Genomic DNA, 23,906 nt, shown 5'->3' on the forward strand with positions numbered 1-23,906 from the left:
ACCTACCTCTTATAGATATAATTGAGCTTTATGGTGTAATGTAAAACGATTATGGAGTTCTGGCTTGAATTGTTCCTTTGATTTTTTTAGAAAGAACTTCGCTGCATCTTCGGTTTGTTTTAAATATAAATCAATACTACTTCTTTCACATAGTTGGTCGTATTCTTCTTGAGAAAGTACTGCAATATTCACCTCTATTTTTTTATTTGTTGTCGTTTCAATGATTACATCATACCAATAGTAATTCGGTTTTCCTGGGATTTGTATATCTTGTAGAGAAACATTAAACGTTGCCCCCTCTTCTGTCATATGTTTGAGGACTAGTTCTGGGTTTTTAAACGCTTCTCTAGCAGAGAGCACTCCCCCAGTAATAGTAGTTGCATATTGTAAATCCATTTTGATTTTCCACCTTTCTCCATATAAAAAAAGGCAAGCGACACCCACTGTAAAAACAGCGTGTGTCGCTTGCCTTAAATTCATATGTTCTGATTTGATTGTAGTTTTTATTATATGTTCAATCGCTATTCTAACACCTTAAATAATAAAAATCAATAAAATTGTACAAAAGTATATAAAAAATAAACGATTAATATAGTTCAAGAAGCTTGCGTCTTTTCGGGTGTATGTTATTTGCAGTACGTGCCATGATCTGTTCATCCGTGTCGATAGTAACACTTTCATTTTGGAGCGATAGAAGTAGTACATTGTCATAAGTGTCCATTAAAAGTATATCTCTAGACTTTTTGCGCTTCGGGTAGATCACAACAAGTGGCACCCCTTCATCACCTTCTCTTCTTGAAAACACAACATCGTCTAATCTAGCAATCATTCGGTAATCATTTTCATTCCCAAAAATAAAGAAGAAATCTTGCATAGCATCTTTATCTCTTCTATACGTTCGTCTAAGACCACCATCTATTGTTTCTTTAAAGGTTTGAACTTTTTCAACAAATGCGTAACGCCAATCGGCATCGCCTACTGTACGTTGAGATAAAGGTAAAAGAATATCTTGTTCAAAGTTTTGATTATCATCTATTCCTATAATGATATCTGAAATAACATCTCCAGCTTCTTTCAAAGAGCAGATGTACATATTTAGATTTGGTAGATTCATTAAAAGTTCATGATACTCTCGCATAGAAAATAAAAGATTTTTCATGCGTACGTATGGTGGTTCTGCATCTTCCGCAAGGAACATCGACTTGTCATACATAACAAAAACAACAGTTATATTCTTAGTATTTTTTTGTGCATATTCAATATACTTCCCCACCTTTTCAACTAAGGTAGCATTGGTTTCTTTGCACATATCCATTTCAATGTAAATATTTTTGTCTTGATATGAAATGTGTTCATCGGGAATTAAGAGTAAACCTGCATCTTCAATTTCTGTTTTCTTTTGTTTTTGATGATATGAGCGAATGTCTAGTTCGCACAATATCTTATTCGTATTGGTCTTTTTCGACAATTCTAAAAGTGTTCGAACTAATATTTCACGTGAGCAGAGTGTATGTAGTGAGATAGAAGATGAATATCTACGTTTTGAAGATCCTGCAGGAATCCTTCCTATTTCTTGAAGGTAATCAACCATTCTATCTTTTAAGGAGAATGTCGCACGTCTGGTTATACTATCATCTCTTTTATCAATTTTTTTAGTCAGGATAGCACCATATTTTGAAAAACGATTTAGTTTTGTAAACACACTATCCTCAGAAAAATCCCTACCTTCAAATGCACTATAAAGCTGAGTAATTTGTCGTGTAGTAAGATGTCTTTTGTAATATAAAAATGTAAATACAAATATATCAGCCTCTTTTAAACGAAAAGATTTCTGTGTGCCTTTGCTTGTATATTTATACGTTTTGCTTTTCGTTATATGCAACTCCATAATTCGAATTTATTTTAAATAAATAACAACCATTTCTATATATCTTATTACAGCAAAATTTAGTTGTAAATTATTAAAAGTTTAAACTGAATTTGCGCTAATCTAGATACTAAAACTCGTACGCTGAAGTTTGGATTACTTTTCTTGCTAAAAATATGCTAGAAACATTGATTTATATAGTCTTTTAGTTCTTTTAAAATTGTTCGGACGGAAGACATGTTTTAACCGAACAATTTATTAAAGGATAAAGTATACGAATACAATTGTTAGGACGGCCTAACAATTTATTTAAACTATCACATTATGTAAAGCCGTGTTACACATACAGAAAATATAATAGATATCATACTTATTCCTTGTAGTTTTTATTGTTATTGAAATAGAAAAAGACCGACAAAAATTATATTTGTCGGTCTTTTGTTTAGAATGATAATTTCTTCTTTGCTGGTTGTGAATCGTCAGCAACTTCTACTTCGGGTTCAGCACCAAAATTCAATTTTTTCTTTTTGGGTTTTTCTTCTTGTACTGAATCATCAAATGCAAAAAGTTTATTTAAAACAGCATTTGATTTCTTAGAATTAGCTTGCTCACGTTCTTCTTTAATTCTCGTAATCTCATCAATAATATCACTCACACGTTTTGGCAATGGTAGTCCTGCAACAACTGAATAGAATTTTACTATATCTTCTTCCTTTTTCGTTGTATGTTTATTAACATATGGAGCTATAGGACGTTCATCTACATATGGAGTTCTATCTTTTAAGAAGTTTTCCATTTGGTTAAGGAAAGAGAAGTTATATAATCGACCTGCTCGTAGCGGTGATGTAACGATAGATAGTGCACTCTTTTTAGCGCTTTCTAGCTCTTCTCTTTCTGTATCGTATAAAACACCTTTTTCTAGTGCGTTCCCTAATTGAGTCAAGTAACCTAGCGGGTTTTCAGTGTCTAATTGATTTGATTTTAGTTCTAGTTTTGCTAATGATAAAACGCCTGGTGTATTAATTACTTGGGCAAATTCACTCGCATCAAAATGTGTATCAGAAAACGGTGTAAATGATGAAGTTACTAAGTTAATCTCATGTAATGCATCAGCAATATATTTGTTACTATAGCTAGTATATTCGTTTGCTAAAGCACTTGGATTTTCCTCTTCAAATTTTCTATATAGTTTAGCGTTATCTATTAATACAATTGAGCCAAATGCTTCTTGGTTCATTGCAATACTACGAATGCGTGAAGTTGCGTTTTCTAATACTTTTAAAGCCTCTGCATCACGTGGTAAAGTTAGTAATAATCCAAAATTGTAATCATGTTCATATAGCATTTCAATTGCCTTTAATAGAGCTCCAGTTCCTGTTCCCCCACCAAGACCACAAGTAATCCAAATGAAATCACGATCTTCAAATTCCTGCTTAACCGCTTCGAAAATCTTTGTTTCATGCTTTACAAATGCTTCCTCACCAATCTGTGGATTACGAGCTGCACCCTGCTCATATCCTTCTAACTGTATTTTACGTACATTTCCACCATTTTTAATCTCAATTTTGTTAAAATCTTGACTATTTGTATTAACAAGAATCGCACGATATGGATATTTGTTATTTTTAATTTGAGTTTCTTTATTTGCGCACTCCGCTGCGATTGCGCATCCACCCATACCTAGTCCTAAGAATCCAAATTTTAAACTAATATTTCCTTGGCTTTCGATTTCTGAAAAATTGCCTGCCATATGTATATCCTCCTCAAATATTTATTTTAGTTGTTTTTCTCAACTCGTTTTTCCAATTCCTTAATTAAAACATTTCCTAGATTTGTAACGTCATAAATTCGAACACGTCCTATTGCTTTGAAAGATATTAACCCTGCTCCTTCAAGTCTTGCAGTCATAATATCCAAAGCATATCGCGATGGAAGTATTTTTTTACCCTCATAATCTTTCTCATTCTCAATTTGATATTCTTTATGATATTGGTTGATATAATCCCATAATTTTTCTTTGTTCATTGCACCCTCTGCGTATAGTACACGTAAAGCCCAAATCCCATCATTTAAATTCTCACAGAGTACATCAATAATCTCACTACTACTCATTGATATATTAGACAATAATTTCACACCACCTTTAATAAATAATAAGTTTTATCTATAGATACAAAAAGACAAGATAATTATACGGAATTTAATGCCGTTATAAAAGCCGTAGATACTTCGGTATATATTTCCGAAGTATCGTATATATTAACTATAATACATCTACGAATGATAATCAAGAACCTTATTAAATCAATACTTTAAATACTTCCGTAATAATTACCGTAATTAATATTTAAATTGTTACGTACTTATTGCGGTAATAAATGCAGGGATAAATACGTAACTATTATCAGAGATGCATCTTAATGAGTGAAAATTCATATTAAATTTGTAGCTTGATTCACAGAATTTGGAGGTGTTTTTGTACATAATCAAGTGCTGATCACGCTCACCCGACTAATCACCGCTCGATAACATAGATATTATTGGTATACAGCTAAACAAATGAGTAGTGAACGATTGAGTGCTCAGACTTAAAAACTCATGATATTTTACGGAATCTACAAAGGGGTTCTTTTAGTTTCCATAGAATTTTTATATAATGTATTATAGGACAAGCATCATATAGTTAGGTGGTGAGCAAATGATTGATGAACAGTTAAGCGATGGTTATTATCGAGTATCTGAAGTAGCAACCATGCTTGATATTCCTGAAAGTACTCTTCGTAGATGGTTGAATGATTTTGATGAGTACTTGAACATTAAAAAAGAACGCCAACTTAAATATGTTCATGAGGATAGTATTGATACAGTAAAGAAGATAAAACATTATTATTCTGAGTCAAAGAAAAAGCACGAAATTGTCGGGCTTTTAGATATGGATCCGACGGTTATTCGTAATGTTTATGCTGAAGATGTTGACGGTGATGGTGAACCAAAAGAAACTTCATTAGTGAAAACACAACAGGTCAATCCAGACTTTATAGAAGCTTTGACGGAAAAAATTACTGAAGAAGTTACAGCTAAAGTGACTGAAGAATTAACAAAACAAAACATGGAGTTCTTCGCTGCGGTGGCTAAACAAAGTCAGGATAATTTCGATAGAATTAATAAGCGTTTAGAGGAACGTGACGAAAAGTTAATGAGCACTATACGATTAATACAAGAACAAAAAAGTGCAAATGCTCAGCGACAAGAGACTACTGAGCAAAAAGGCGGCTTTTTCTCAAAGCTTTTTGGAAAAAAATAAAAAGGCTATCATTTGATAGTCTTTTATTTTTTTTATCTTTAATTTCATTTCTAAAGCTTAGTTCATTGATAGACAATAGGATTCATTCATCATGGCACTTAGGTATATTTCGTTTTGTTATTTTACAAAATAAAGCGTTTTCTAATTTTATTTCTTCCAATCTGTGAACTACCCGCCACTTAACGTCCTAATGGACGGTTTGAAGTGAGGGCTTCTCGGTTAGTCGTTACTTTTGATAGCTAACGAATTCGTCCTAAGACAACCGAGCTAACTCCCTCGTTCCAAGGGTTATTTTATTGCTATCTTATACTAACGCTAATAGGCGTATTGTTTCATTTTTGATATTGATAGCTGCGTTATAATCTCTATCGAGATTTACACCACATATACAAGAATATACTCGCTCAGGCAATGACATATTTTTCACATTTCCACAACTGCTACATGTTTTTGTGGAAGGAAACCATTTGTCTATTTTCACAAGTTGTTTGCCTTGTTCGTGTAGTTTATAAGCTAAAAAAGAAGTGAACATACCCCAACTATTGTCAGCGACACTTTTTCCAAAATGAAGTGCTTGCGACATTCCTTTCATATTTAGATCTTCAATAGCTACAACATCAAAATGAGTAGCTAACTCTTTAGACTTATGATGAAGGAAGTTCTTACGTTGGTTCGCTACTTTTTCATGTAACTTAGCTACACGGATACGTTGTTTATACCAACGAATAGAACCTTTTGTTCTTCTTGATAATACTCGTTGTGCCTTTGCTAATCGGTCTAACATTTCACGATAGAACTTAGGATAATTGGCTCTCTCATCCTCAGAACTGACGTATAATTGATCCATCGCAAAGTCTAATCCAACAACTGTTTCTACTTCTTTTTGTACAATCTCTTTTTCGTATTCAGTCAAGATAGACACATAGTATTTACCAGTAGGTGTCATAGAAATCGTACATGACTTGATTATATGGTCTTGTGGTATTTCTCTATGCTGTTTGATACGTACCATTTTCAGTTTTGGCAATTTGATATGACCGTTAAGCAACATAATATTTCCGTTCACTACATTCGTTGTATAAGACTTTCTGTCTTTTTTGCTTTTGAATGTTGGGAAGTCATTTTGACCACTAAAGAAATTCTTATAGGCAGTTTGCAAGTTTAGTTGAGCATTTGCCAATGCTAATGAATCAACTTCTTTTAACCACTCAAATTCTGCTTTGTATTTCGCAGGAGTGGGAAGCTTTTGTTTCTTTAGTTGTTCCTTATCATCTTTGTGTTTTTCATACGCTTCTTTCCGTTCGGCTAACATTCTGTTATACACGAAACGTAAACAACCGAAGGTTTTACGCATAAGATGTGCTTGGTCTCCTGTTGGATACAAACGGAATTTATATGCTTTATTATGCTTTGTCATATCATTTCACCTCACTTTTCACCTTGATTTTCAATATATTTTTTTACTACATCTATTGATGAACCACCAGTAGTTAGTAAGCAAAAACTTCTTGACCAAAACATCTCTTTCCATAGTTTCTTTCTCACTTGTGGAAAGTCTCTCTTGATTAGTCGAGAGCTTGCACTTTTATAAGCATTGATGAATTTTGTCATTTCTGTATTAGGGTGTGCCTTGAACAAAATATGAACATGATCTATATCATGATTCCATTCAACTAATGTGATGTTATAGCTTTCAGATAGTCGAACAAACATATCTTTTGCATAGTCTGACATATCATCATCAAATACATTTCTTCTGTATTTCACGACCAATACAAGGTGATAATACAACGAGAATACTGAATGGTTATTGCTATCTAATTTCATTGATATACCAACCTTTATAATTTATAAGACTGATTATATCAGAGGCAACATAAAATGCAAAACCTTTTGGCTACGCCAAACCGAAATTCATCTCCCACCTACCGTTGGTCTACGCCCTTATACCATTTATTATCACTTTCAGGTCTAGATGGTTTATTGTTATATTCATTAATGTCTCCGTCTGCATTTAGTCATTGAGGATTATTACAAGCATATTTGTAAATGTATTGTCTGGCTTTTTTTAATGAATTAAATTCTCCTAAATTTAACTTAGATTTCGCAACTCTGTACCCATATACGAAATAAGTTGTACCATGTTCTCTTAAAGTTTCGAAAAAAGGTTTTGGTATCGAATCAATTTTCTCTATTTATATCCTGCTATATAATAATAGTTTTATTTTACTTGATTAGTAGAATGAAACCTAAAAAAATAGATTGCCAGCTAAGCAGGTTTATTAAAAATGCATAGTTTTTTTTAACTAAAACTTACATCTATAAACATCCACTCAATCATTCGCTGGTCAGTCACCTCGAAAAAAGAATACGATTGACCGGTGATTGATTGACTGATCGTAAATTCGTTTAATATAATAAAATCAGCCAATCAATCACCAATCAACCTATTAAAAATAATAGTGGGTTCCTTTATATAAGTGACCGGCGATTAATTGAGTGATTATAGGTAGGGAGATGGAAAAGTACCATTTTTACGCTTTAATAGTGAGGTTTTTGTTAATTGAGCGGTAATCAGGTAGATGATCAGCGGATATTTAAGTAGTTCTTACTTGTTTTGAATTGACTTTTGATTGAGCGGCGCTCAATGAGGTGGTTGGGTGGGAGTTTTTCATTCATAGTCACTTAGCAAAGGGCATACTTTTGAAAAATCACCTTGCAACCATGAATGAAACTATATATGATGTAGTTACTTTAATAATTTTGTATTTTTCTAGATATAGATTTATTAACAATTAAATATTTATATAATAAAAAAATAAAATATAATATAGCAAAAAAAAGGTTCATCAGCCCAATGAAATAGCGCCAACTATTTCATTGGGGTATACCGCAAACCCAAATCCCAAAAAAATGTTCCAGGAACTGCGATAAGCAAAGCCAATAAACCCTTTTATTTTGCATGAAATTATAAGATAATTTTACTGTATCTTATGTATTTGTGCAACTTAAAAAGGGGATTCCTTGCGTATTTTTAGGCATTGTTTACCGTGGTTATACAGGTATTACTTTTTTTAGAGAGTAGTATTTTTGTATCCGTGGTATGACAGTGCCTTTTTCTGCTCTTTCGAAAGGAGTTAGCAACATTATGTATACGCAAATGGCTTTTTCCCAACAGAACTTTAAAGTTCATGGGGTTAAGTTTTTTGATGGACTATTAAATATCGTAAAACTAGAAAATGAAAGAAAAGAGTTATCATCTTCAGCTTTAGCTACTTACATCTTGCTTCACTTTGAATGCAATGATATAGGGATGCTACCACGTGAATTTCAAATAATGGATCTTGCTAAGAAAAGTGGGATTCCCTACACAACAATTTATACAGGTTTTCAAGTTTGTTTGGAGCGAAAGCTTGTAAAAGAAACACCTGTTGGAAATCGTACTGTATATGAAATTGTAGAGTATGCATTGTATAACCATACTGCTTCGGAAACTTCAAATATGTCAGGTATAACGCTTTCGTATTTCCGTATTCCATTTCATCTTATCCAAACAATGATACTGAGTAGTCTAGTAAAGGCTCGTGATAATAGGGGAATTATGTTCCTTCTTGATTTAATCAACACTTTTTCAAGAAAAGTGGGTATGGAACATCATAAACATAATATTGATGGGTTCCAGATCACAAGAAGAATGGCTTTCTTAAAAGAAAGATTAAAGCGTAATGCAAAAAAAGTACGACAATACATAGAAATTATAAAACCTATTGTGCAATTTACTGCAATTGACTCTAAAGAGAAAAATTCTAATGAATCACGAATTGCAAGTATAAGAAAACAAGTAAAACAAATCATCATTGAGAAGTTTAGTGTGGTGTTTTCTTCAAACTGCGTAATAGAGAATGATAAAAAAGAATTACATAGACCAGTAGCAAAGTGCAGAAAAGAAGCAGTGTCTCGTTTAAAGCATATGGGACAAGCATTACGAAAAAAAGATAAAGAAAATATTATGACTGCATTTAGACAAGAAATTGTTGATCACGCAATCTATTTACCAACAAATCAAAAACAAAATGAATTACTAATTTACGCAATGACTTATGCATTAGATCAAGTTGAAAGTTGTACGAAAGAGCAAGAAATATTCTCTATACCAGCATTTATGCGTGTACAGTTTAGAGATTCCTGGACGGATTTTAAAGAAAAAAGCTTATCTGTAGAAGAAAGACACGATACAAGGATAAATTATTATAAGCAAAATGGTATTTATCCTGACTTTGTGTAATTTTAAAAAAAATAAATACAGCAGCCCTTGTTAAAAAATCACTTGAAAGCAAGGGTTATTTGGCATGTTCTGTACTTTGAAGACATGCTTTTTTATTTAGGAAAATGTTTCTACGAGCATTTTTACGCAAGTATATAAGCTGTTAATGCTGCGTTTGAATACGATTCAGTTTGTTTATAATTCGATTCAATACTTGTGATTATCATAATAATATTATTATAGACTTGTGAATTCTGAGTAATATGGCATTTAACTTCTTAATTTGTGATTTATATTATGTAAGACTTGTTTGTATTGGGGATATTACGATAGGGAATTTATCTTAAAAGCAAGGAACGTATGTAATACAAGGTTTTAGAGGTATTTGCTGAATCTCTTTATAATTAATAATTGAGTTTAGTTATATATATTTCTTGTTGTTTGTATATAAAATACTTGTGATTATTTATATTTAATTACTTGTATTTTTTTAGATTAGATACATAGAAAAATAGAAAGAAGGAATAAATATAAGTTTCCAAGGGGGTAATTAATCTATTGACTTTTAAAATTCATAGAGGTATTCTTATACGTGAACAACAATTAATTAAGATAAATATAAAAATTAATAGATTTAATTTCTAGCTAAACGGACACACCGAAGGCACATAACCTGCCATCGGTGTGTCTTTTTTTGTATAAATATCAAAAAAAGGGAGAATTTGAACTATGAATGAAATTGTAAACATGAGTAAAGAGAGATTTACAAAGTATTGTGAGGACAATGCAGCATTTGAGGAGAATATTAGTCGCATTATTAATCACTACTTTTTATTACTAGGGAATAAAGCAAATATATTACAAGAAAGAGAATTTAATAACGAAATTGAAGAAAAAACGTTTAAAAATAATGTAAAGCGTTTTGAAACTCTATTTCCTGCAGCTATTAAGAATGCATTTTTAAAAGGGTATCAATTATGTCTAGAGTTTATACATCATCCTGAAACACAAATACCTGAGAAGTTATATAATGATCCGAATTTTATAAAGGACATTCCTTTTGCCTTAGCAAATGCATCCGAATATGAATTGTACGAAATCATTCGAACAGATGAAACACAGGAATTTAGTGTGTTTGCTATACGAACATATGAGGGAATTCGTCCATTATTAGAACAAGTATTTTGTGAAGTTGCATACAGTGGTGCTGAATATGCTTTTGAACATGAACGATTAGAAAGAGGATTTGAATTAGTGAAAGGTGATACCACTTTATTAACCAAAGTTCCTGTAGATCGTTTCTTTTCAATTACGCCTTCTGTAAACGGAGTTGTTGTGCATGCGGAAGAGCATTGCGAGATTTGGACTTTAAATTGGAATAGCAAAGTAACCATTGATAATCCTTTTATTGAGGTTGCTGAGGTTACATTTATTCATCAAACAAAGGATATGATTCAAAAAAACATTGAAGATGGTGTTTTATACTACAGCTTTCTTTATCTTGATACACCTTTACATGAGATACAAGATCGATTAGAAATACGAGTAAAACTAAATTCTGATTTTGGAGCTCCACGTCCAATGGAACAAGTTGAAATGGAGTATATTCTGAATGAGATTATTGGGAAGGTTCATCTTCAGGCGCAAATTCCAATTGAAAACATGATTTTAACCCAACGTTAGAGTTTGTAGGAGGTTCACTATGGTAAAAAAAATCGTTTTAGCTATTAGCGATACTGTATATACGGCATATTTACGTGAGGTTTTCTGGAAAAATGTGTTTAGCGGAAAGACGTAGAAAAAATGGATGGATCAAAATTTAACAAAATCGTTAATAAAATAACAAAAAGTGGAGGGTAAATACATAAACATGAATAATAGTAATATACATAAATCAAGTTATATCATACTTATATATTTTATAATGACTCAATTTGTTGGAATTATAGGTGTACAATTGCTAGCGAAGACGGGCTGGTATGATATTCAGGGAAACCAGCAGCAAGCAATCCAACAACTTCTTGTGCATTGGGAACTAATTGGATTTTCACTTACATTAATAATCATTTTTCTTATATATAGTAAAGAACTAATGAATGATCCCAAGTTATCGATTAAATTATCAAGAAATTCATTTGTATGGATTTTAGTTGGGATCATAGTAGTATTTCTTGCGCAGATGGTTGGTAGTGTTTTAGATAAGAGTGTATTTCAGTTAACTACGCAATCAGCAAATACGTCTAGTACAGTCGCTGCTGCAGCAATATCTCCTGTGGCACTTGTTTCAATTGTTCTTTTTGCACCTTTAGTAGAAGAGTTTGTTTTTCGTTATGCGGCCATAAACATTTTAATGTCTAAGTTTAAGCAAACTTGGAGCATACTAATAAGCGCATTGTTCTTTTCTATCATGCATTTTGATTTTCCGTTTATATTTGGATATTTTTTAATTGGAGTTATACTGGCTTTAGTATATGTGCGTACTAATAAGTTACTAGTATCATTTGTTGTTCATGCTAGTATGAACTTAATTGTTGTTATACTTCAGATTTCTTGATGAAAAAGCAATGGATTCGCGTAACTTACTAGTGATTTAGTTTTTTGTTTAAGAATTTTAAAATTATGGTAAGATTAATATGACTACATTTGAAAATGTGGGTTCAAGTTGCTGTATTGACTGGATTGCACACAAAAAAACCAATTCCATTACACGGGAATTGGTTTTTTTGGTGTGTGTTTTGTTAGCATAATGTTTGACGGCCTAAAGGAGAATTGTTTCTTTGTAGTTTAGTAGGGGTACAGCCACATCGCTATCAAGCTAAGAAAAGCAAATACCCCAAAACGAGAAAATTGCCATCTCCAGGTGAAAATGTACAATTTTTTGTTCAAGGGGTGCTGCAAAATTTTAACTTGATGGAGATGTGGCGAGACCACTTTAATGTTTGATGTTTTAATTTCTGAATAATTGAATATTATTTTATCAAGTTTATTAAACTAACATTATTTGTAAAATGTGTTAAGTTTGTTGTGTAAGATATAAAAATATTTGAGGGGGAATTTGTATGTTTAAGAAATTAGTAGTTGGAGCATTAGCGACTGGTATTATGTTATCTGGTGCAGGTGGAGCGATGGCTGCAACACCTAACACTGAAAGTCCGAAGCAAGAAAAGGTTACTAGAGCAGCGGCAGCGGGAACTCTTTGGATGTTAAAACCAGGGTATTTTTCTAAAGCTTCGGTACCAAGCACAATCAAAGAATATGGTATCACATGGTACTTGAAAAAGGTATATCAAGAACCGAATAAAACATGGACAGGCTATTTTGAAGACAAGCGTTAATTAATTAACGCTATTTATAATAAAAAGTCTCTTATATTGAAAGTTAAATAATTATAACTAAGGAGCGATATTTATGAGTAAAATGTTCACTAAATTATCTTCACTAGCTTTAGCTGCAGCTGTTGTAACTAGTGGATTTAGCGTTAATGTCAGCGCTGCTGAATTAGAATCGCAAGGACTAGATTCTAATGAATTTAAAAATGCAGTACTCTATGAAACACAAAAAAATGTAGGTGTAAATGATGTAAGACCAGGCGTAGGAGTTCCAAACGGAATTGTACTTTATGGTACATCAAAACCAGATTCGATTTGGAATCTTTCTACGCAAGGTGGATATGGTATTGAAGGAAGCTCAAACGGTGCTACCTTATACACAAATTACTTATTCACAGGAAAAAGTTCATTTACAATTAAGATAAGAAATAATGATAACATTTCATTGAAATTTAAACTCAAGCGAAAAGACCTTATTTTTGATAATACAATAGGTTCATACGAAATATCAGCAGGTAAAGATGGTACAGTTACTGTGTCAGTTGATAAGTCTTCTAACTATTATCTTGAATTTACTGGACCAAATAAATTTAGAGGAACTATCAATTAAAGACCTTTTTCCAATATGAATACAACTCAATTGAAAGCTATTACAATTTTTGCTATGATGATTGCTCATATTGGGGTATAGCAACATCACCAGCAAGCTAAGAATACAAATACCTCCAAAACGAAAAATAAAAGTCTTTTATAGCAATGAAGTTCATTTTTATCATTTTTGGGGGAATCTGCACTGTTAGGTTGATAGACATATGGTGGGACCCCATATAGGCCTTATCTTTTCTATAGGAAGATGAGGCTTTTTTATGCATAAAGAAAAGACACCACAAGGTGCCTTTCTCTGACTTGAACCACTTTATTTTTATAACACCATTTTACAACCACAAATATATCTTTAATCTTTCATATAATATTTTATCACTTTTTTCAGTTAATTGCATGTACTGATGAAAAATAGTCTATTTCTTGTAAACTCCTTTTCTCCATAACCACTCAATAGGACCATAGCGGAAATATTTACTCCAAATTTTGCTGAATATAATTTGTACAAATATAATTAAAAGCCCAAAGATACATAGTTGCCAGTAATATACGTGTGAGACATCTTTAAAGTACAAAGAAAGAATGACAAGAGTTAGTATACTTTGGCTAATGTAATTCGTTAAAGCATATTTACCTACGTTCATAAAGGGCTGCAGCCACTCTATATATTTTTTATTCTCACAAACTCTAAGTAGGGTACAAATATAGAATATAGCTAGCGTTTTCCCTCCAAATAGAATCCATAGTTGTATATCCTGAGAGTAATAGACATTCGTTTTTATAAAGTAGTAGATAATAGGATAAGAGAGAAGACATGAAATACATAACGAACTCCACTGTAAAAATCTAATTTGCTGTATTAATTCTGGTACCCTTTTAAAAATATTTTTCTTGCCAGCCCATAAACCGATTAAAAATAACCCTATATATTCCGGAATTCCTATTAGTAGTTGCTGAAATTCCTGAGTCATTAGAAAGAAAAGACGTGCTTTTACTTGATGTGAATAATGTGTAAATAAATTTACCGTGTGATTGGTAGTGTTGCCTGTAAACATATATTGATAGTAGTTTGGCACTTCTGGAATAGAAGAACTTGTTCGTAAAAATACAATAATATGTAATACATAACTAACTAGTAGGAAACTACAACCAGCTATAAAAATAAGCTTAGTAGATCGCTTATAAAAGAATAATAGAATAAATCCAGCTAAAGCATACGCATGTAAAATATCTCCGTACCATAGAAAGGTGAAGTGGAGTAAACCGAAGACTAGTAAGATACACAGTCTCCGTATAAATAATCTATACATGGGATATCCTTTTGCTTCTGTATTTTTCATAAAGATGTAAAATCCTACTCCAAATAAGAATGCGAAAATAGTATAGAACTTTGATTGAATAAATAAATCTACTAAAAAGCGAATTACTTTATCTATACCAATATAACCCGCTTGATTAAAGGGATCTAGTCCCGTCATAGTGGGTAGATTCGCAAACAGGATACATAGTATGGCTATACCTCTTATTATGTCTAAAGAATGAATACGGGCGTTTTGTGGCATGTTAATTCTCCTTTCTTACAAAGAAAAACGAGCACTATACTAGCTAGCGCTCGAATTACGTCTTGCAAAGAAACCATCATATGTAGCAGTTGAAACGGCTCCTTCTAGACGTTCAACTTCTTCACCTCTGTTATAAGCTACGACAACTGGAGTACCTGGAATGTCGAACTCTTGAAAGGCGCTTTGATTTTCTGGTGTAGAGATATCAATACGATAAATGGTTCTATCATGCTTTTTCGACATACTATTGATATCTGGCGCAGCCTTTTTACAATAATGACAGGTTGGTTGATCGTAATACACAATGAATTCTTCATGGGATTTTATTTTTTGCTTTAATTCTTCTTTTGAAATATCTTTTATATTCTCAGGTGCTCCTTTTACATCTGCAGCAGATACAATTGTTTTTTCTGGTGCTATAGTTTCTGTTTTGACTGATTCATTCTTAGTTAAAGTAAAGATCGCGATACAAGCAACGCATAAAGTTGTAAGAACTGCTCCAATTTTGTAGACCTTTTTCATAGTAAATTCCTCCTTAAAATAAAAAAAGGACAAACCTCGCCCGAGTTAACAGGGCGTAAGGTTTGTCCTTCACGCTACGTACAATAGAGTATAAACAATGGAAACAAATTTTCTATTTATATAATAACATAATATTCATATATAATGCTATAAGAATTTTAAAAGAAAAACAAAGGAATAGCTTAATTATATAATTTCATGTACCAGATTGCATATACAAAATAATAAATAGCACAATAAGGGGGCTCTCCATGTTGTATCCAACTGTTAGGAACAATATTCCCCTCCATTAAGCATAAAATCATCCAACAAACATATCTCAAAAATTGTGTGTACTTATGAAGTGTGGCTTAAGTACATTTTGGTACCCTTTGAAGTAGTTTATGGTGTGAAAATTATATTTTATCTAAGGGTGTACTTTTACAGATATACATAAATCTATAAAAAATATATTTGTAAATAGTGATTTCACACCTTACGGATGTCTGTATATTTTTAAACATTCACGGACAGATTTGCTACAATAATCATCATGTTTCCTTCATAACTGGTTTGCCCCCCATATTACACCTTATTTTATTAACTCCTTTTAAATCTTATAAAAACTCCTATTTGTATAAAATATTACATTTAACGACTTAAAAAATTTTAAAAATACCATAAATCCATAAAATTTACCATAAATTATCTAGTTAACTTCTTAATATTTTATGAAGTAAGTAACATTTGTCTAAATTTAGCATAAAGGAGAAAGGAGATGTTTCAATTTTTCTTTGTTACTTACAGATCATTTATATACAGAACGTATTCTAATGAAAAGGAGGGCAAAGGAGGAAAAGTTATGAAAAAAAACATATCAATATTTTTAACAATTCTTTTATTCTTACAGTTATTTTCACCAGGATTAATCTCTCTGGCTGCATCACCTGTCAAAAATATAGAACATAAATTACAAACAAAAGAAACAGCTAGTATGTGTTTGAGGGAACATGAAGGACAAATAAATTTCCAGTGGCCGCTTAATAAAAAGAAGGTAGATTTCGTTATTGTGCAAGATGCTAGTGGGAGTTTTAAAGGTTCTATAGGAAGTGTAAAAAGTGCATTGAAAAAAATTGTAGATCAACTTGATCCACAAAATGATCGTGTTATGGTGACAAGTTATCAAGATTATAAGGGGTTTAAAGGGATATATGGTCAATTATTAAACAATAGTGGGCCAGGGGTCAAAACAATTTTACAATCTGGATTAACTCATAATCTAGGGGCAGCAAAGCAAGGGATTGATAGAATTAATCCTAATAGCGGTACCCCAACTGCCAGTGGTTTAGAATTTGCTTTACAGCAATATGAGAGAGAAAAAGGAGCAGATGATCCAAATCGTGAAACAATCTTCTTACTCGTAACAGATGGCGTTGCAAATGTTCAAACAGATGGATATATTCATAAAATGTCAAATCAAGTAAGTGATTGGTCAGGACGAGCTTGGTCTTCTGAGTATGCACAAGATTACAAGGGAGCTTTAGGAGAGGTTAAGGAGAAAGGGCTAAACATAAAAAATAAAGGATACAAATTAGTCACTGCTTTTTGGGAAAATAAAGAAACCTTAGCAGCAGCAGATCAGTATTATGATAAATATGACCGTGAGGTTGGTCCCTACTCAAGAAATATACTTGAAAGCATGGCAACGAAACCAGAATGGTTTGTGTTATCAAATAATATTGAAGAATTCTCTAAAAAGTTAATTGAAACAGTAACTCAAGTTACAAAAAAAGAAAAAGATAAAATGATTTTGGATATCTATAAAAATCTGCAAGTAGATGATGTAAAAGTATCTGGGCCAAATGGTATGACTACAAAACCTGTGATCAATAATAATCAAATTACTTGGGATTTAGAGGGACAACCAGAAGGGAATTACATAATTACTTATAAGGTGAAAGAAACAACACCTCAGTTAAATGAGTTTAATGTTGCTGGAGGCTATTTTATCTCATATGATGAGAAGTTTGAAATTCCCGTTGTAAAGGCACAAGGTAATCCCAATGCATCTAATTGTTCAACTGATATAACGAAAAAGGTTTCAGATTCAGATGAAAAATTGGTGAAGGCAGCATCGTTAAAAGCATTAGATGAAAAATTTACATACGATGTGAATTTTAATTTTGAATACGATGTAGCAAAAAATCAAGAGATTATTTTGCAAGATGATTTAGAAGATATTTTAGATATTCTTGATACAAAATTAATAAATAAAAATGGCGAGGAAATTGCAGTAAAACCTGTGATAGATAAAGAGAAATCTAGTGTTATCTACAAAATCCCACAAAAAAATGGATCCTATGATTATCTGGCAGGACAACAATATAAATTAACCATCACAGCCAAAATTAGACCAGGAACAAATATCGAAATTTTGAAACAGTTTATCTCAAAAGGTGGTATTCCAAATACAGCACAGATGATATTAGATAACAAGCCATTGGAATCTAATAAAGTTACAGTAACTCCACCAATTGAAGAACCAAAAGTTAAAAAAACAGTTTCAGATCAGGATGAAACTGATGTAGAGAAAGCTACTCTATTAGATAGAAAAGAAAAATTTACTTGGAATGTAAAATATGAATTTGGGAATACCCCAAGTGCTTATGATTCCATTGTATTACAAGATGATCTAGAAGACATTTTAGATATCGTTGATGTAAAGGTTGTCAACAAAAAGGGTGAAACAATAAAAATTGAACCAAAGATTGATCAAATTTCAAAAAAGGTAACTATAGAACTTCCAAAAAAAGACGGAAGTTATACCTATTTAACAGATGAAATCTATACAATGCACATTACCTCAAAAATTGCAGATAGTGCATCAAATGAAGAAATTGCAAAATACATTGCTAAGGATGGAATTCCAAACAAAGCAGAACTTTTATCAGATCATAAACCGACAATTTCTAACGAGGTATATGTAAAACCACCAACAGAAAAACCAAAGGTAAACAAAACGGTTTCAGACCAAGATGAAAAAGAAGTAGAAAAAGCAATTTTAAAGGGAAAAGATGAAAAGTTTACATGGAATGTAGATTACAAGTTTGGAAATGATACAGCGAAACTAGAAAAGGTTGTATTGCAAGATGATTTAGAAGACATTCTTGATATTTTAGAAGTGAAACTGGTTAATGCACAAGGAAAGGCAATTGAAGTTACACCTAAAATTGATGAGAAAACCAAACGAGTAACGATTGAACTTCCAAAGAAAGATGACAGTTATGCGTATTTAGCGGGACAAACATATACAATGTACATCAAATCTAAAATTACGGATACGGCATCTATTGAAGAAATTGCAAGGTATATCGCCAATGGTGGGATACCAAACAAAGCGGAACTATTGTTTGATAATAATCCCACAGCCTCGAATGAAGCTAAAGTAGTACCACCAACAGAAAAACCAAAGGTAAGCAAAACAGTTTCAGATCAGGATGAAAAAGAAGTAGAAAAAGCAATTTTAAAGGGAAAAGATGAGGAGTTTACATGGAACGTAGACTACAAGTTTGGAAATGATACAGCGAAACTAGAAAAGGTTGTATTGCAAGATGACTTAGAAGACATTCTTGATATTTTAGAAGTGAAACTGGTCGATGCACAAGGGAAGACAAGCGAAGTTACACCTAAAATTGATGAGAAAACTAAACGAATAGTGATGGAACTTCCAAAGAAAGATGGCAGTTATGCGTATTTAGCGGGACAAACATATACAATGTATATTAAATCGAAAATTGCAAGTTCTGCATCTACTGAAGAAATTACAAAGTATGTAGAAAAAGGTGGAATTCCAAACAAAGCAAAGTTATTGTTTGATAATACTCCAACGACTTCTAATGAAGTTAAAGTAGTACCACCAATTGGGAAGGTTGAGCTTGAAAAAATTGATGCGAAAAATTCAGATGTAAAATTGGAAAATGCGGTGTTTCAAATTTTAGATAAAGATGGTAAAGAGGTTGGAATTTTAACAACTGACAAAAATGGAAAAGCAATTTCTGGACCATTATTATTTGGAACCTACAAAATTAAAGAGATAAAAGCGCCGAATGGATATATGTTACTAAGAGATCCAATTGAAGTACAAATAACATCCAAAACTCCAATACAAAAGATACAAGTAGCAAATGAAAAAAGTGATTGGAATATACCTGAGACTGGCGGAATCGGGACAACAATCTTTTATGCGATTGGCGTAACACTAATGATAATTGCAACTATTGTATTTTTCCGAAAAAGAAAGAGTTATTAATAATTTTACAAGGGAGAAAAAACTATGAAAAAATTATTTAGTATATTATTAGCATTTGCATTAATGTTTTCTGCATTACCTAATTTTTTAGTAAATGCAGCATCAAAAGATAAGGGTTCTTTAACAATTCATAAGTATGAACAAGAAAAAGCTCCAGATGTAGGTTTAAATAGCAATGGTTCAACAGATCAAGAAGTACCTACGGATGCCAAGCCATTAGCGGGTGTAACATTTGAGATTAAACAAATTGCTTCTTTTGAGAAAATTACAAGTGATGGAAAGATTGTAAAGGAAAATGTAAAACCTGTAGATAATGCGAAACCAATTCAGTTAACAACAAATGAAAAAGGTGAAGCTGTATTTAAAGACTTACCATTAGGACGTTATGAAGTAAAGGAAATTGCAGGACCACCACATGTAAACTTAAATCCAAATACGTATACAGTGGATATTCCAATGACAAGTGCAAATGGTGATGTATTAAACTATGATGTTCATATTTACCCAAAGAATGAAATTAAGCGCGGTGCTGTAGAATTAACAAAAACAGGTGCAAAGGATAAAACACTAGCAGGTGCGGAATTCTCATTATTTAAAGAAGATGGTACAGAAATTCAAAAAAATCTAGTAACAGGTGCGGATGGTAAAATTCGTGTACAAGGATTAGCATATGGTAAGTACTACTTCCAAGAAACAAAAGCACCGACTGGATATGTTTTAGATCCAACAAAATATGAATTTTTCATTAAAGAATCAGGTACTATTAGCCCTGATGGATCAAGTAAATCTGGGGTTGTTGTAGAAGTTAAAGTGAAAAACTACGAAGAGCCAGAAATTGATAAAAAAATCAATGGTGATTTAGAAACATTACCAATTAATCCAAAGAAAGATTACACATATGATATTAAAACATTAATTCCAGAGGATATTAAAGATTATAAAAAATATGTTGTAACAGATACATTAGATAATCGATTGATGATTCAAGGTAAACCAATTGTAAAAATTGATGGTGTAGAAGTAGATGCAAGTGTAGTAGAAGTAGTTGTAGAAGGTCAAAAGGTAACAGCTACAGTAAAAGACTTTACTAAATTAGATGGCAAAAAACAATTACATTTACAAATTACATCACAAATTAAAGAAGGGGTACCAGCTGGAACGGAGATTCCAAATACAGCGAAAGTTGATTTTACAAATAACCATGATGTAACGAAAGAAAAAGAAACAAAACCAGTTATTGTAGTTCCAACAATAGGTAATATTGCCTTAACAAAAGTTGATGGTGAAGATCATACTAAAACATTACAAGGCGCGGAATTTGAATTACGTGACAAAAACGGTAAAGTAGTCGTAGTAGAAGGTAAAGAAGTGAAAGGTGTATCAGATGCAAATGGTGTGATTCACTGGAACAATATTCCTTATGGAGAATACCAAATTGTTGAGACTAAAGCACCTATCTATACAAAAGAAGATGGCACAACAGGTTCATACCAATTATTAAAAGATCCAATTGATGTCACAATAGATGCAAACAATCAGACAATCAAATTAACTGTAGAGAATCATAAGAGTGGTTGGAATTTACCGTCTACAGGTGGTATGGGCACAATCCTCTTTACTACAGTGGGTCTTTTATTAATGGCTGCAGCAGTATTTATCTTTATTAGAAGAAAGACTGTAAACCAATAAGTTTTAAAAAAATATAATGTTTGATGTAAAAAGGGGAGAAGCGAATGCTTTCCTCTTTTTCATATTTTAATAGGTAAAGGAGTTACTATGAAACGAAATGTTATCTTTGGCTGTATTTTTGTATTAGGACTAGGGATTTTCTTATATCCAACGATCAGCAACTGGTTCGCAACTCAAACACATTACTCACAGGTTAGTTCTTATGATGCCAAAGTAAAAGCTTTGCAAAAGGGAGAGCTGGAACGCAGGGAAAAGGAAGCAAAGGAGTATAATAAGAACGTACAAAATTCTACTCAAACATTTGCAGATCCATTTGCAGAAAAAGAAAAGACTGGTGGGAAATCCTATGCTGATGCACTTAACATAGGAGATGTGATGGGATATGTCGAAATTCCTAAAATTAAGGTGAAACTACCTATCTATCAAGGGACTTCGGAAGAAGTATTAAGTCGTGGGGTAGGACATTTAGATAAATCCTCCTTACCTGTGGGTGGAGCAGGCACACATACTGTATTAACAGGGCATCGAGGCCTACCTTCAGCAATATTATTTACAGATTTAGATAAAATGAAGGAGTCAGATGTATTTTATATTCATTCTTTAGGGAAGATTCTCGCGTATCAAGTAAATCAAATTAAAGTGGTATTACCAAGTGAGATAGAGGATTTACTGATTGTAAATGATCAGGATTACGCCACATTACTGACTTGTACGCCATATGGTGTAAATACGCATCGATTATTAGTGAGAGGGCATCGGATTCCATATGAAGTGACAGAAAAAGAAAAACCAAAAGAAAATCGTTCAGAATCCTCTGTTTTAGAAAATGGGGAGATCATTGGTATAATCGGTATTTTGTTTATTAGTGTCGTTTTAATCTTAATGAGAAGAAGGAAGGAGAAATTAGAAAAATATTAAGTATTCAATAAAAGAAGGTTCATAACAGTAACATAGGAGTAGACAAGAGAGATGAAAAAGTTAATTGAAGAGGATTTTTAATTTTAATATAGAATAATAGGAGGGCTTGAACGGATTATAATAAAATATATTAATATAAAATTAACCCTCCCAGGAAACTGGGAGGGAAATTGTAATATCCCAATGTTTTTGAAAGTGTATTAAGAGAAGTGGTAGTTGTATCCGTGTTCACAGGAAATTCCCACTACAAATAAGATGCAAGGTCGTGAAGTGAGAGAAGTTTAAAGTACAGTATGTTTTTCACGATATTGCTTAGGGGTCATACTTGTAAATCTTTTAAAAACTTTTATAAAATAACTTTGATCATGGAAATTTAACATATGACAAATTGTAGAGACAGGATATTGGGTCAAGGTTAATATTCTTTTTGCCTCTTCTATTCGCTCTCTTTGGATATACTGTTTTAATGTAATTCCAACTGCTTTTTTAAAGATATCTGATAGGTAACTCGGATTTATTTGTATATAATTTGCAAGAGCATTAACAGTGATATCATTATAAATATTTCTAGCAATATAATCTAAACACATATTTATCTTCTTAGAATATTGTTTTTCATTATATTCTTTCACATAATCTGCAAATGTACATAAAGCCTCTTCAATTAGCCGGTTTACAGCATATATGTTATCTATTTGTTCAATCTTTTGTATATAGAGATCACTAAGTGAAAAGGCAATTTCAGAAGGAAGATTCCCTTTGATTGCATATCGAGTAGCTAACGTAATGGCAATAATTCCGTTGTTTTTTTGGTTTCTCAGTTGATTTGTTTTGGATAATATACCCGCATTTTCTTGAGGAAAGGAGTAGGCGTATTTTATGAGCTTTTCTTTATTTCCCTCTGTAATAGCTGAGAAAAACTGTTCTTCTAATGTTATATTGTAGTCATTAGAATGATTTTGCCTTTTTGCCGAAATATATATGTCAAGGTCTAAAGATGGATAAGATGATTCATTTAGTATCTTATTTTTTTCCCAAAAGGTATGCATATCTAACTTTTCATTAAAAATTATGTAATGTAGCAAAAGACCTATATGAATAAAAAGGAGTTTATTATACACAGGTACAGAATCAAAGTAAGCAGTGATATCTTTTATGGTAATATCTGAATTAAATATGTGAATAAGCTGCATAACCATATCTTGTGATATTTTTTTTTCTATAGAAGGTCCTACAACTAAAGTTCCTTTTATAGATTCTTGATTATTTATACGAATGAAAATAAAATTTTCTAGACAACGATTAGTCCTGAGAATAGGAAAGTTATCTAGTTTATTTTTCTCAGAGGATATATCTAGATAATCCTCTTTGCAAGAGTAAAGAGGATTATAATTCGCTTCATTTTTATATTCAAATAATATACGATTACTTGGGGTTAAAAAATGAATTGGTATTGAAAATGATTGATGTATAAGATCGCAGACGTATTTTAAATCAATGGATGTAGCCATAATAATCCTCCTGTAATAATTTCTATTATAAGTAAATAATTGCCTTAAA

18 protein-coding genes and 1 pseudogene are annotated in these 23,906 nt (G+C 32.1%); 9 read left to right on the plus strand and 10 right to left on the minus strand.

What is annotated here, in order from left to right; genetic code table 11:
- Positions 1-9: 9 nt before the first annotated feature.
- The 4 genes from ACO6VI_RS26725 to ACO6VI_RS26740 form a co-directional block, all read right to left on the minus strand.
- Positions 10-396, minus strand: a complete 387-nt coding sequence (locus ACO6VI_RS26725; protein ID WP_258009802.1) for a hypothetical protein — start codon at positions 394-396, stop codon at positions 10-12.
- Between the two features lie 190 nt (positions 397-586).
- A complete protein-coding gene (locus ACO6VI_RS26730) occupies positions 587-1,888 on the minus strand; it encodes a replication-relaxation family protein (protein WP_422424527.1) in 1,302 nt (433 codons plus the stop codon).
- A gap of 421 nt (positions 1,889-2,309) precedes the next feature.
- Positions 2,310-3,617, minus strand: coding sequence for a plasmid replication protein RepX (repX, locus tag ACO6VI_RS26735; protein ID WP_422424529.1), 1,308 nt, complete (start codon positions 3,615-3,617; stop codon positions 2,310-2,312).
- A gap of 26 nt (positions 3,618-3,643) precedes the next feature.
- A complete protein-coding gene (locus ACO6VI_RS26740; protein ID WP_000098928.1) occupies positions 3,644-3,979 on the minus strand; it encodes a hypothetical protein in 336 nt (111 codons plus the stop codon).
- 586 nt (positions 3,980-4,565) lie between these two features.
- Here ACO6VI_RS26740 and ACO6VI_RS26745 point away from each other — a divergent pair.
- Positions 4,566-5,171 carry a DUF3967 domain-containing protein gene (locus ACO6VI_RS26745; RefSeq protein ID WP_000564670.1) on the plus strand — a complete coding sequence of 202 codons (606 nt, stop codon included), beginning with the start codon at positions 4,566-4,568 and terminating at the stop codon, positions 5,169-5,171.
- A 304-nt stretch (positions 5,172-5,475) separates the two neighbouring features.
- On the opposite strand, the gene ACO6VI_RS26750 is transcribed toward ACO6VI_RS26745, so the two are convergent.
- From ACO6VI_RS26750 to ACO6VI_RS26760, 3 genes and pseudogenes are all read right to left on the minus strand, one after another.
- Entirely contained in the window at positions 5,476-6,588 is a 1,113-nt protein-coding gene (locus ACO6VI_RS26750; RefSeq protein WP_422424531.1) for an RNA-guided endonuclease TnpB family protein, read from the minus strand.
- An 11-nt stretch (positions 6,589-6,599) separates the two neighbouring features.
- Positions 6,600-6,998 carry an IS200/IS605 family transposase gene (gene tnpA, locus ACO6VI_RS26755; RefSeq protein WP_046956862.1) on the minus strand — a complete coding sequence of 133 codons (399 nt, stop codon included), beginning with the start codon at positions 6,996-6,998 and terminating at the stop codon, positions 6,600-6,602.
- A gap of 98 nt (positions 6,999-7,096) precedes the next feature.
- Positions 7,097-7,366: pseudogene (locus tag ACO6VI_RS26760) on the minus strand (hypothetical protein).
- A 953-nt stretch (positions 7,367-8,319) separates the two neighbouring features.
- Here ACO6VI_RS26760 and ACO6VI_RS26765 point away from each other — a divergent pair.
- The 5 genes from ACO6VI_RS26765 (at position 8,320) to ACO6VI_RS26785 (ending at position 13,374) form a co-directional block, all read left to right on the plus strand.
- A complete protein-coding gene (locus tag ACO6VI_RS26765) occupies positions 8,320-9,456 on the plus strand; it encodes a hypothetical protein (RefSeq protein WP_422424533.1) in 1,137 nt (378 codons plus the stop codon).
- A gap of 708 nt (positions 9,457-10,164) precedes the next feature.
- Entirely contained in the window at positions 10,165-11,118 is a 954-nt protein-coding gene (locus ACO6VI_RS26770) for a hypothetical protein (RefSeq protein WP_422424534.1), read from the plus strand.
- A gap of 187 nt (positions 11,119-11,305) precedes the next feature.
- The gene (locus ACO6VI_RS26775) at positions 11,306-11,989 is read left to right on the plus strand and encodes a CPBP family intramembrane glutamic endopeptidase (RefSeq protein ID WP_422424536.1); all 684 of its coding nucleotides are present in this window, start codon (positions 11,306-11,308) and stop codon (positions 11,987-11,989) included.
- 505 nt (positions 11,990-12,494) lie between these two features.
- Positions 12,495-12,770: an LCI fold-containing protein gene (locus ACO6VI_RS26780; RefSeq protein WP_000473825.1), complete on the plus strand. Its 276-nt coding sequence runs from the start codon at positions 12,495-12,497 to the stop codon at positions 12,768-12,770.
- Positions 12,771-12,843: 73 nt separating this feature from the next.
- Complete coding sequence (locus ACO6VI_RS26785) at positions 12,844-13,374, plus strand: hypothetical protein (protein WP_000041370.1); 531 nt, start codon at positions 12,844-12,846, stop codon at positions 13,372-13,374.
- Positions 13,375-13,783: 409 nt separating this feature from the next.
- On the opposite strand, the gene ACO6VI_RS26790 is transcribed toward ACO6VI_RS26785, so the two are convergent.
- Entirely contained in the window at positions 13,784-14,929 is a 1,146-nt protein-coding gene (locus ACO6VI_RS26790) for a DUF418 domain-containing protein (protein ID WP_422424537.1), read from the minus strand.
- A gap of 39 nt (positions 14,930-14,968) precedes the next feature.
- The gene (locus ACO6VI_RS26795; protein ID WP_422424538.1) at positions 14,969-15,451 is read right to left on the minus strand and encodes a thioredoxin family protein; all 483 of its coding nucleotides are present in this window, start codon (positions 15,449-15,451) and stop codon (positions 14,969-14,971) included.
- Positions 15,452-16,292: 841 nt separating this feature from the next.
- Between ACO6VI_RS26795 and ACO6VI_RS26800 the strand changes: the two genes are divergently transcribed.
- The 3 genes from ACO6VI_RS26800 to ACO6VI_RS26810 all read left to right on the plus strand — a co-directional run bounded on the left by ACO6VI_RS26800 (position 16,293) and on the right by ACO6VI_RS26810 (position 22,346).
- Positions 16,293-19,739: an isopeptide-forming domain-containing fimbrial protein gene (locus ACO6VI_RS26800; protein WP_422424540.1), complete on the plus strand. Its 3,447-nt coding sequence runs from the start codon at positions 16,293-16,295 to the stop codon at positions 19,737-19,739.
- A gap of 24 nt (positions 19,740-19,763) precedes the next feature.
- Positions 19,764-21,428, plus strand: coding sequence for a SpaH/EbpB family LPXTG-anchored major pilin (locus ACO6VI_RS26805; protein ID WP_199718568.1), 1,665 nt, complete (start codon positions 19,764-19,766; stop codon positions 21,426-21,428).
- Between the two features lie 87 nt (positions 21,429-21,515).
- Entirely contained in the window at positions 21,516-22,346 is an 831-nt protein-coding gene (locus ACO6VI_RS26810; RefSeq protein WP_422424543.1) for a class C sortase, read from the plus strand.
- A gap of 281 nt (positions 22,347-22,627) precedes the next feature.
- Here the strand turns inward: ACO6VI_RS26810 and ACO6VI_RS26815 are convergent, their stop codons facing one another.
- Positions 22,628-23,857: a helix-turn-helix domain-containing protein gene (locus tag ACO6VI_RS26815; protein WP_422424544.1), complete on the minus strand. Its 1,230-nt coding sequence runs from the start codon at positions 23,855-23,857 to the stop codon at positions 22,628-22,630.
- Positions 23,858-23,906: the final 49 nt, after the last annotated feature.

This window comes from Bacillus sp. PSXD-155 (assembly GCF_049310765.1).
In the GTDB taxonomy this organism is placed as follows: domain Bacteria; phylum Bacillota; class Bacilli; order Bacillales; family Bacillaceae_G; genus Bacillus_A; species Bacillus_A cereus.

Coding starts and splice junctions, on each gene's coding strand:
- ACO6VI_RS26775 (WP_422424536.1), top strand. CDS start 11,306: ATGAATAATAGTAATATACATAAATCAAGTTATATCATACTTATATAT.
- ACO6VI_RS26795 (WP_422424538.1), bottom strand. CDS start 15,451: ATGAAAAAGGTCTACAAAATTGGAGCAGTTCTTACAACTTTATGCGTT.
- ACO6VI_RS26800 (WP_422424540.1), top strand. CDS start 16,293: ATGAAAAAAAACATATCAATATTTTTAACAATTCTTTTATTCTTACAG.
- ACO6VI_RS26740 (WP_000098928.1), bottom strand. CDS start 3,979: ATGAGTAGTAGTGAGATTATTGATGTACTCTGTGAGAATTTAAATGAT.
- ACO6VI_RS26750 (WP_422424531.1), bottom strand. CDS start 6,588: ATGACAAAGCATAATAAAGCATATAAATTCCGTTTGTATCCAACAGGA.
- repX (WP_422424529.1), bottom strand. CDS start 3,617: ATGGCAGGCAATTTTTCAGAAATCGAAAGCCAAGGAAATATTAGTTTA.
- ACO6VI_RS26745 (WP_000564670.1), top strand. CDS start 4,566: ATGATTGATGAACAGTTAAGCGATGGTTATTATCGAGTATCTGAAGTA.
- ACO6VI_RS26790 (WP_422424537.1), bottom strand. CDS start 14,929: ATGCCACAAAACGCCCGTATTCATTCTTTAGACATAATAAGAGGTATA.
- ACO6VI_RS26725 (WP_258009802.1), bottom strand. CDS start 396: ATGGATTTACAATATGCAACTACTATTACTGGGGGAGTGCTCTCTGCT.
- ACO6VI_RS26815 (WP_422424544.1), bottom strand. CDS start 23,857: ATGGCTACATCCATTGATTTAAAATACGTCTGCGATCTTATACATCAA.
- tnpA (WP_046956862.1), bottom strand. CDS start 6,998: ATGAAATTAGATAGCAATAACCATTCAGTATTCTCGTTGTATTATCAC.
- ACO6VI_RS26730 (WP_422424527.1), bottom strand. CDS start 1,888: ATGGAGTTGCATATAACGAAAAGCAAAACGTATAAATATACAAGCAAA.
- ACO6VI_RS26810 (WP_422424543.1), top strand. CDS start 21,516: ATGAAACGAAATGTTATCTTTGGCTGTATTTTTGTATTAGGACTAGGG.
- ACO6VI_RS26770 (WP_422424534.1), top strand. CDS start 10,165: ATGAATGAAATTGTAAACATGAGTAAAGAGAGATTTACAAAGTATTGT.
- ACO6VI_RS26780 (WP_000473825.1), top strand. CDS start 12,495: ATGTTTAAGAAATTAGTAGTTGGAGCATTAGCGACTGGTATTATGTTA.
- ACO6VI_RS26785 (WP_000041370.1), top strand. CDS start 12,844: ATGAGTAAAATGTTCACTAAATTATCTTCACTAGCTTTAGCTGCAGCT.
- ACO6VI_RS26805 (WP_199718568.1), top strand. CDS start 19,764: ATGAAAAAATTATTTAGTATATTATTAGCATTTGCATTAATGTTTTCT.
- ACO6VI_RS26765 (WP_422424533.1), top strand. CDS start 8,320: ATGTATACGCAAATGGCTTTTTCCCAACAGAACTTTAAAGTTCATGGG.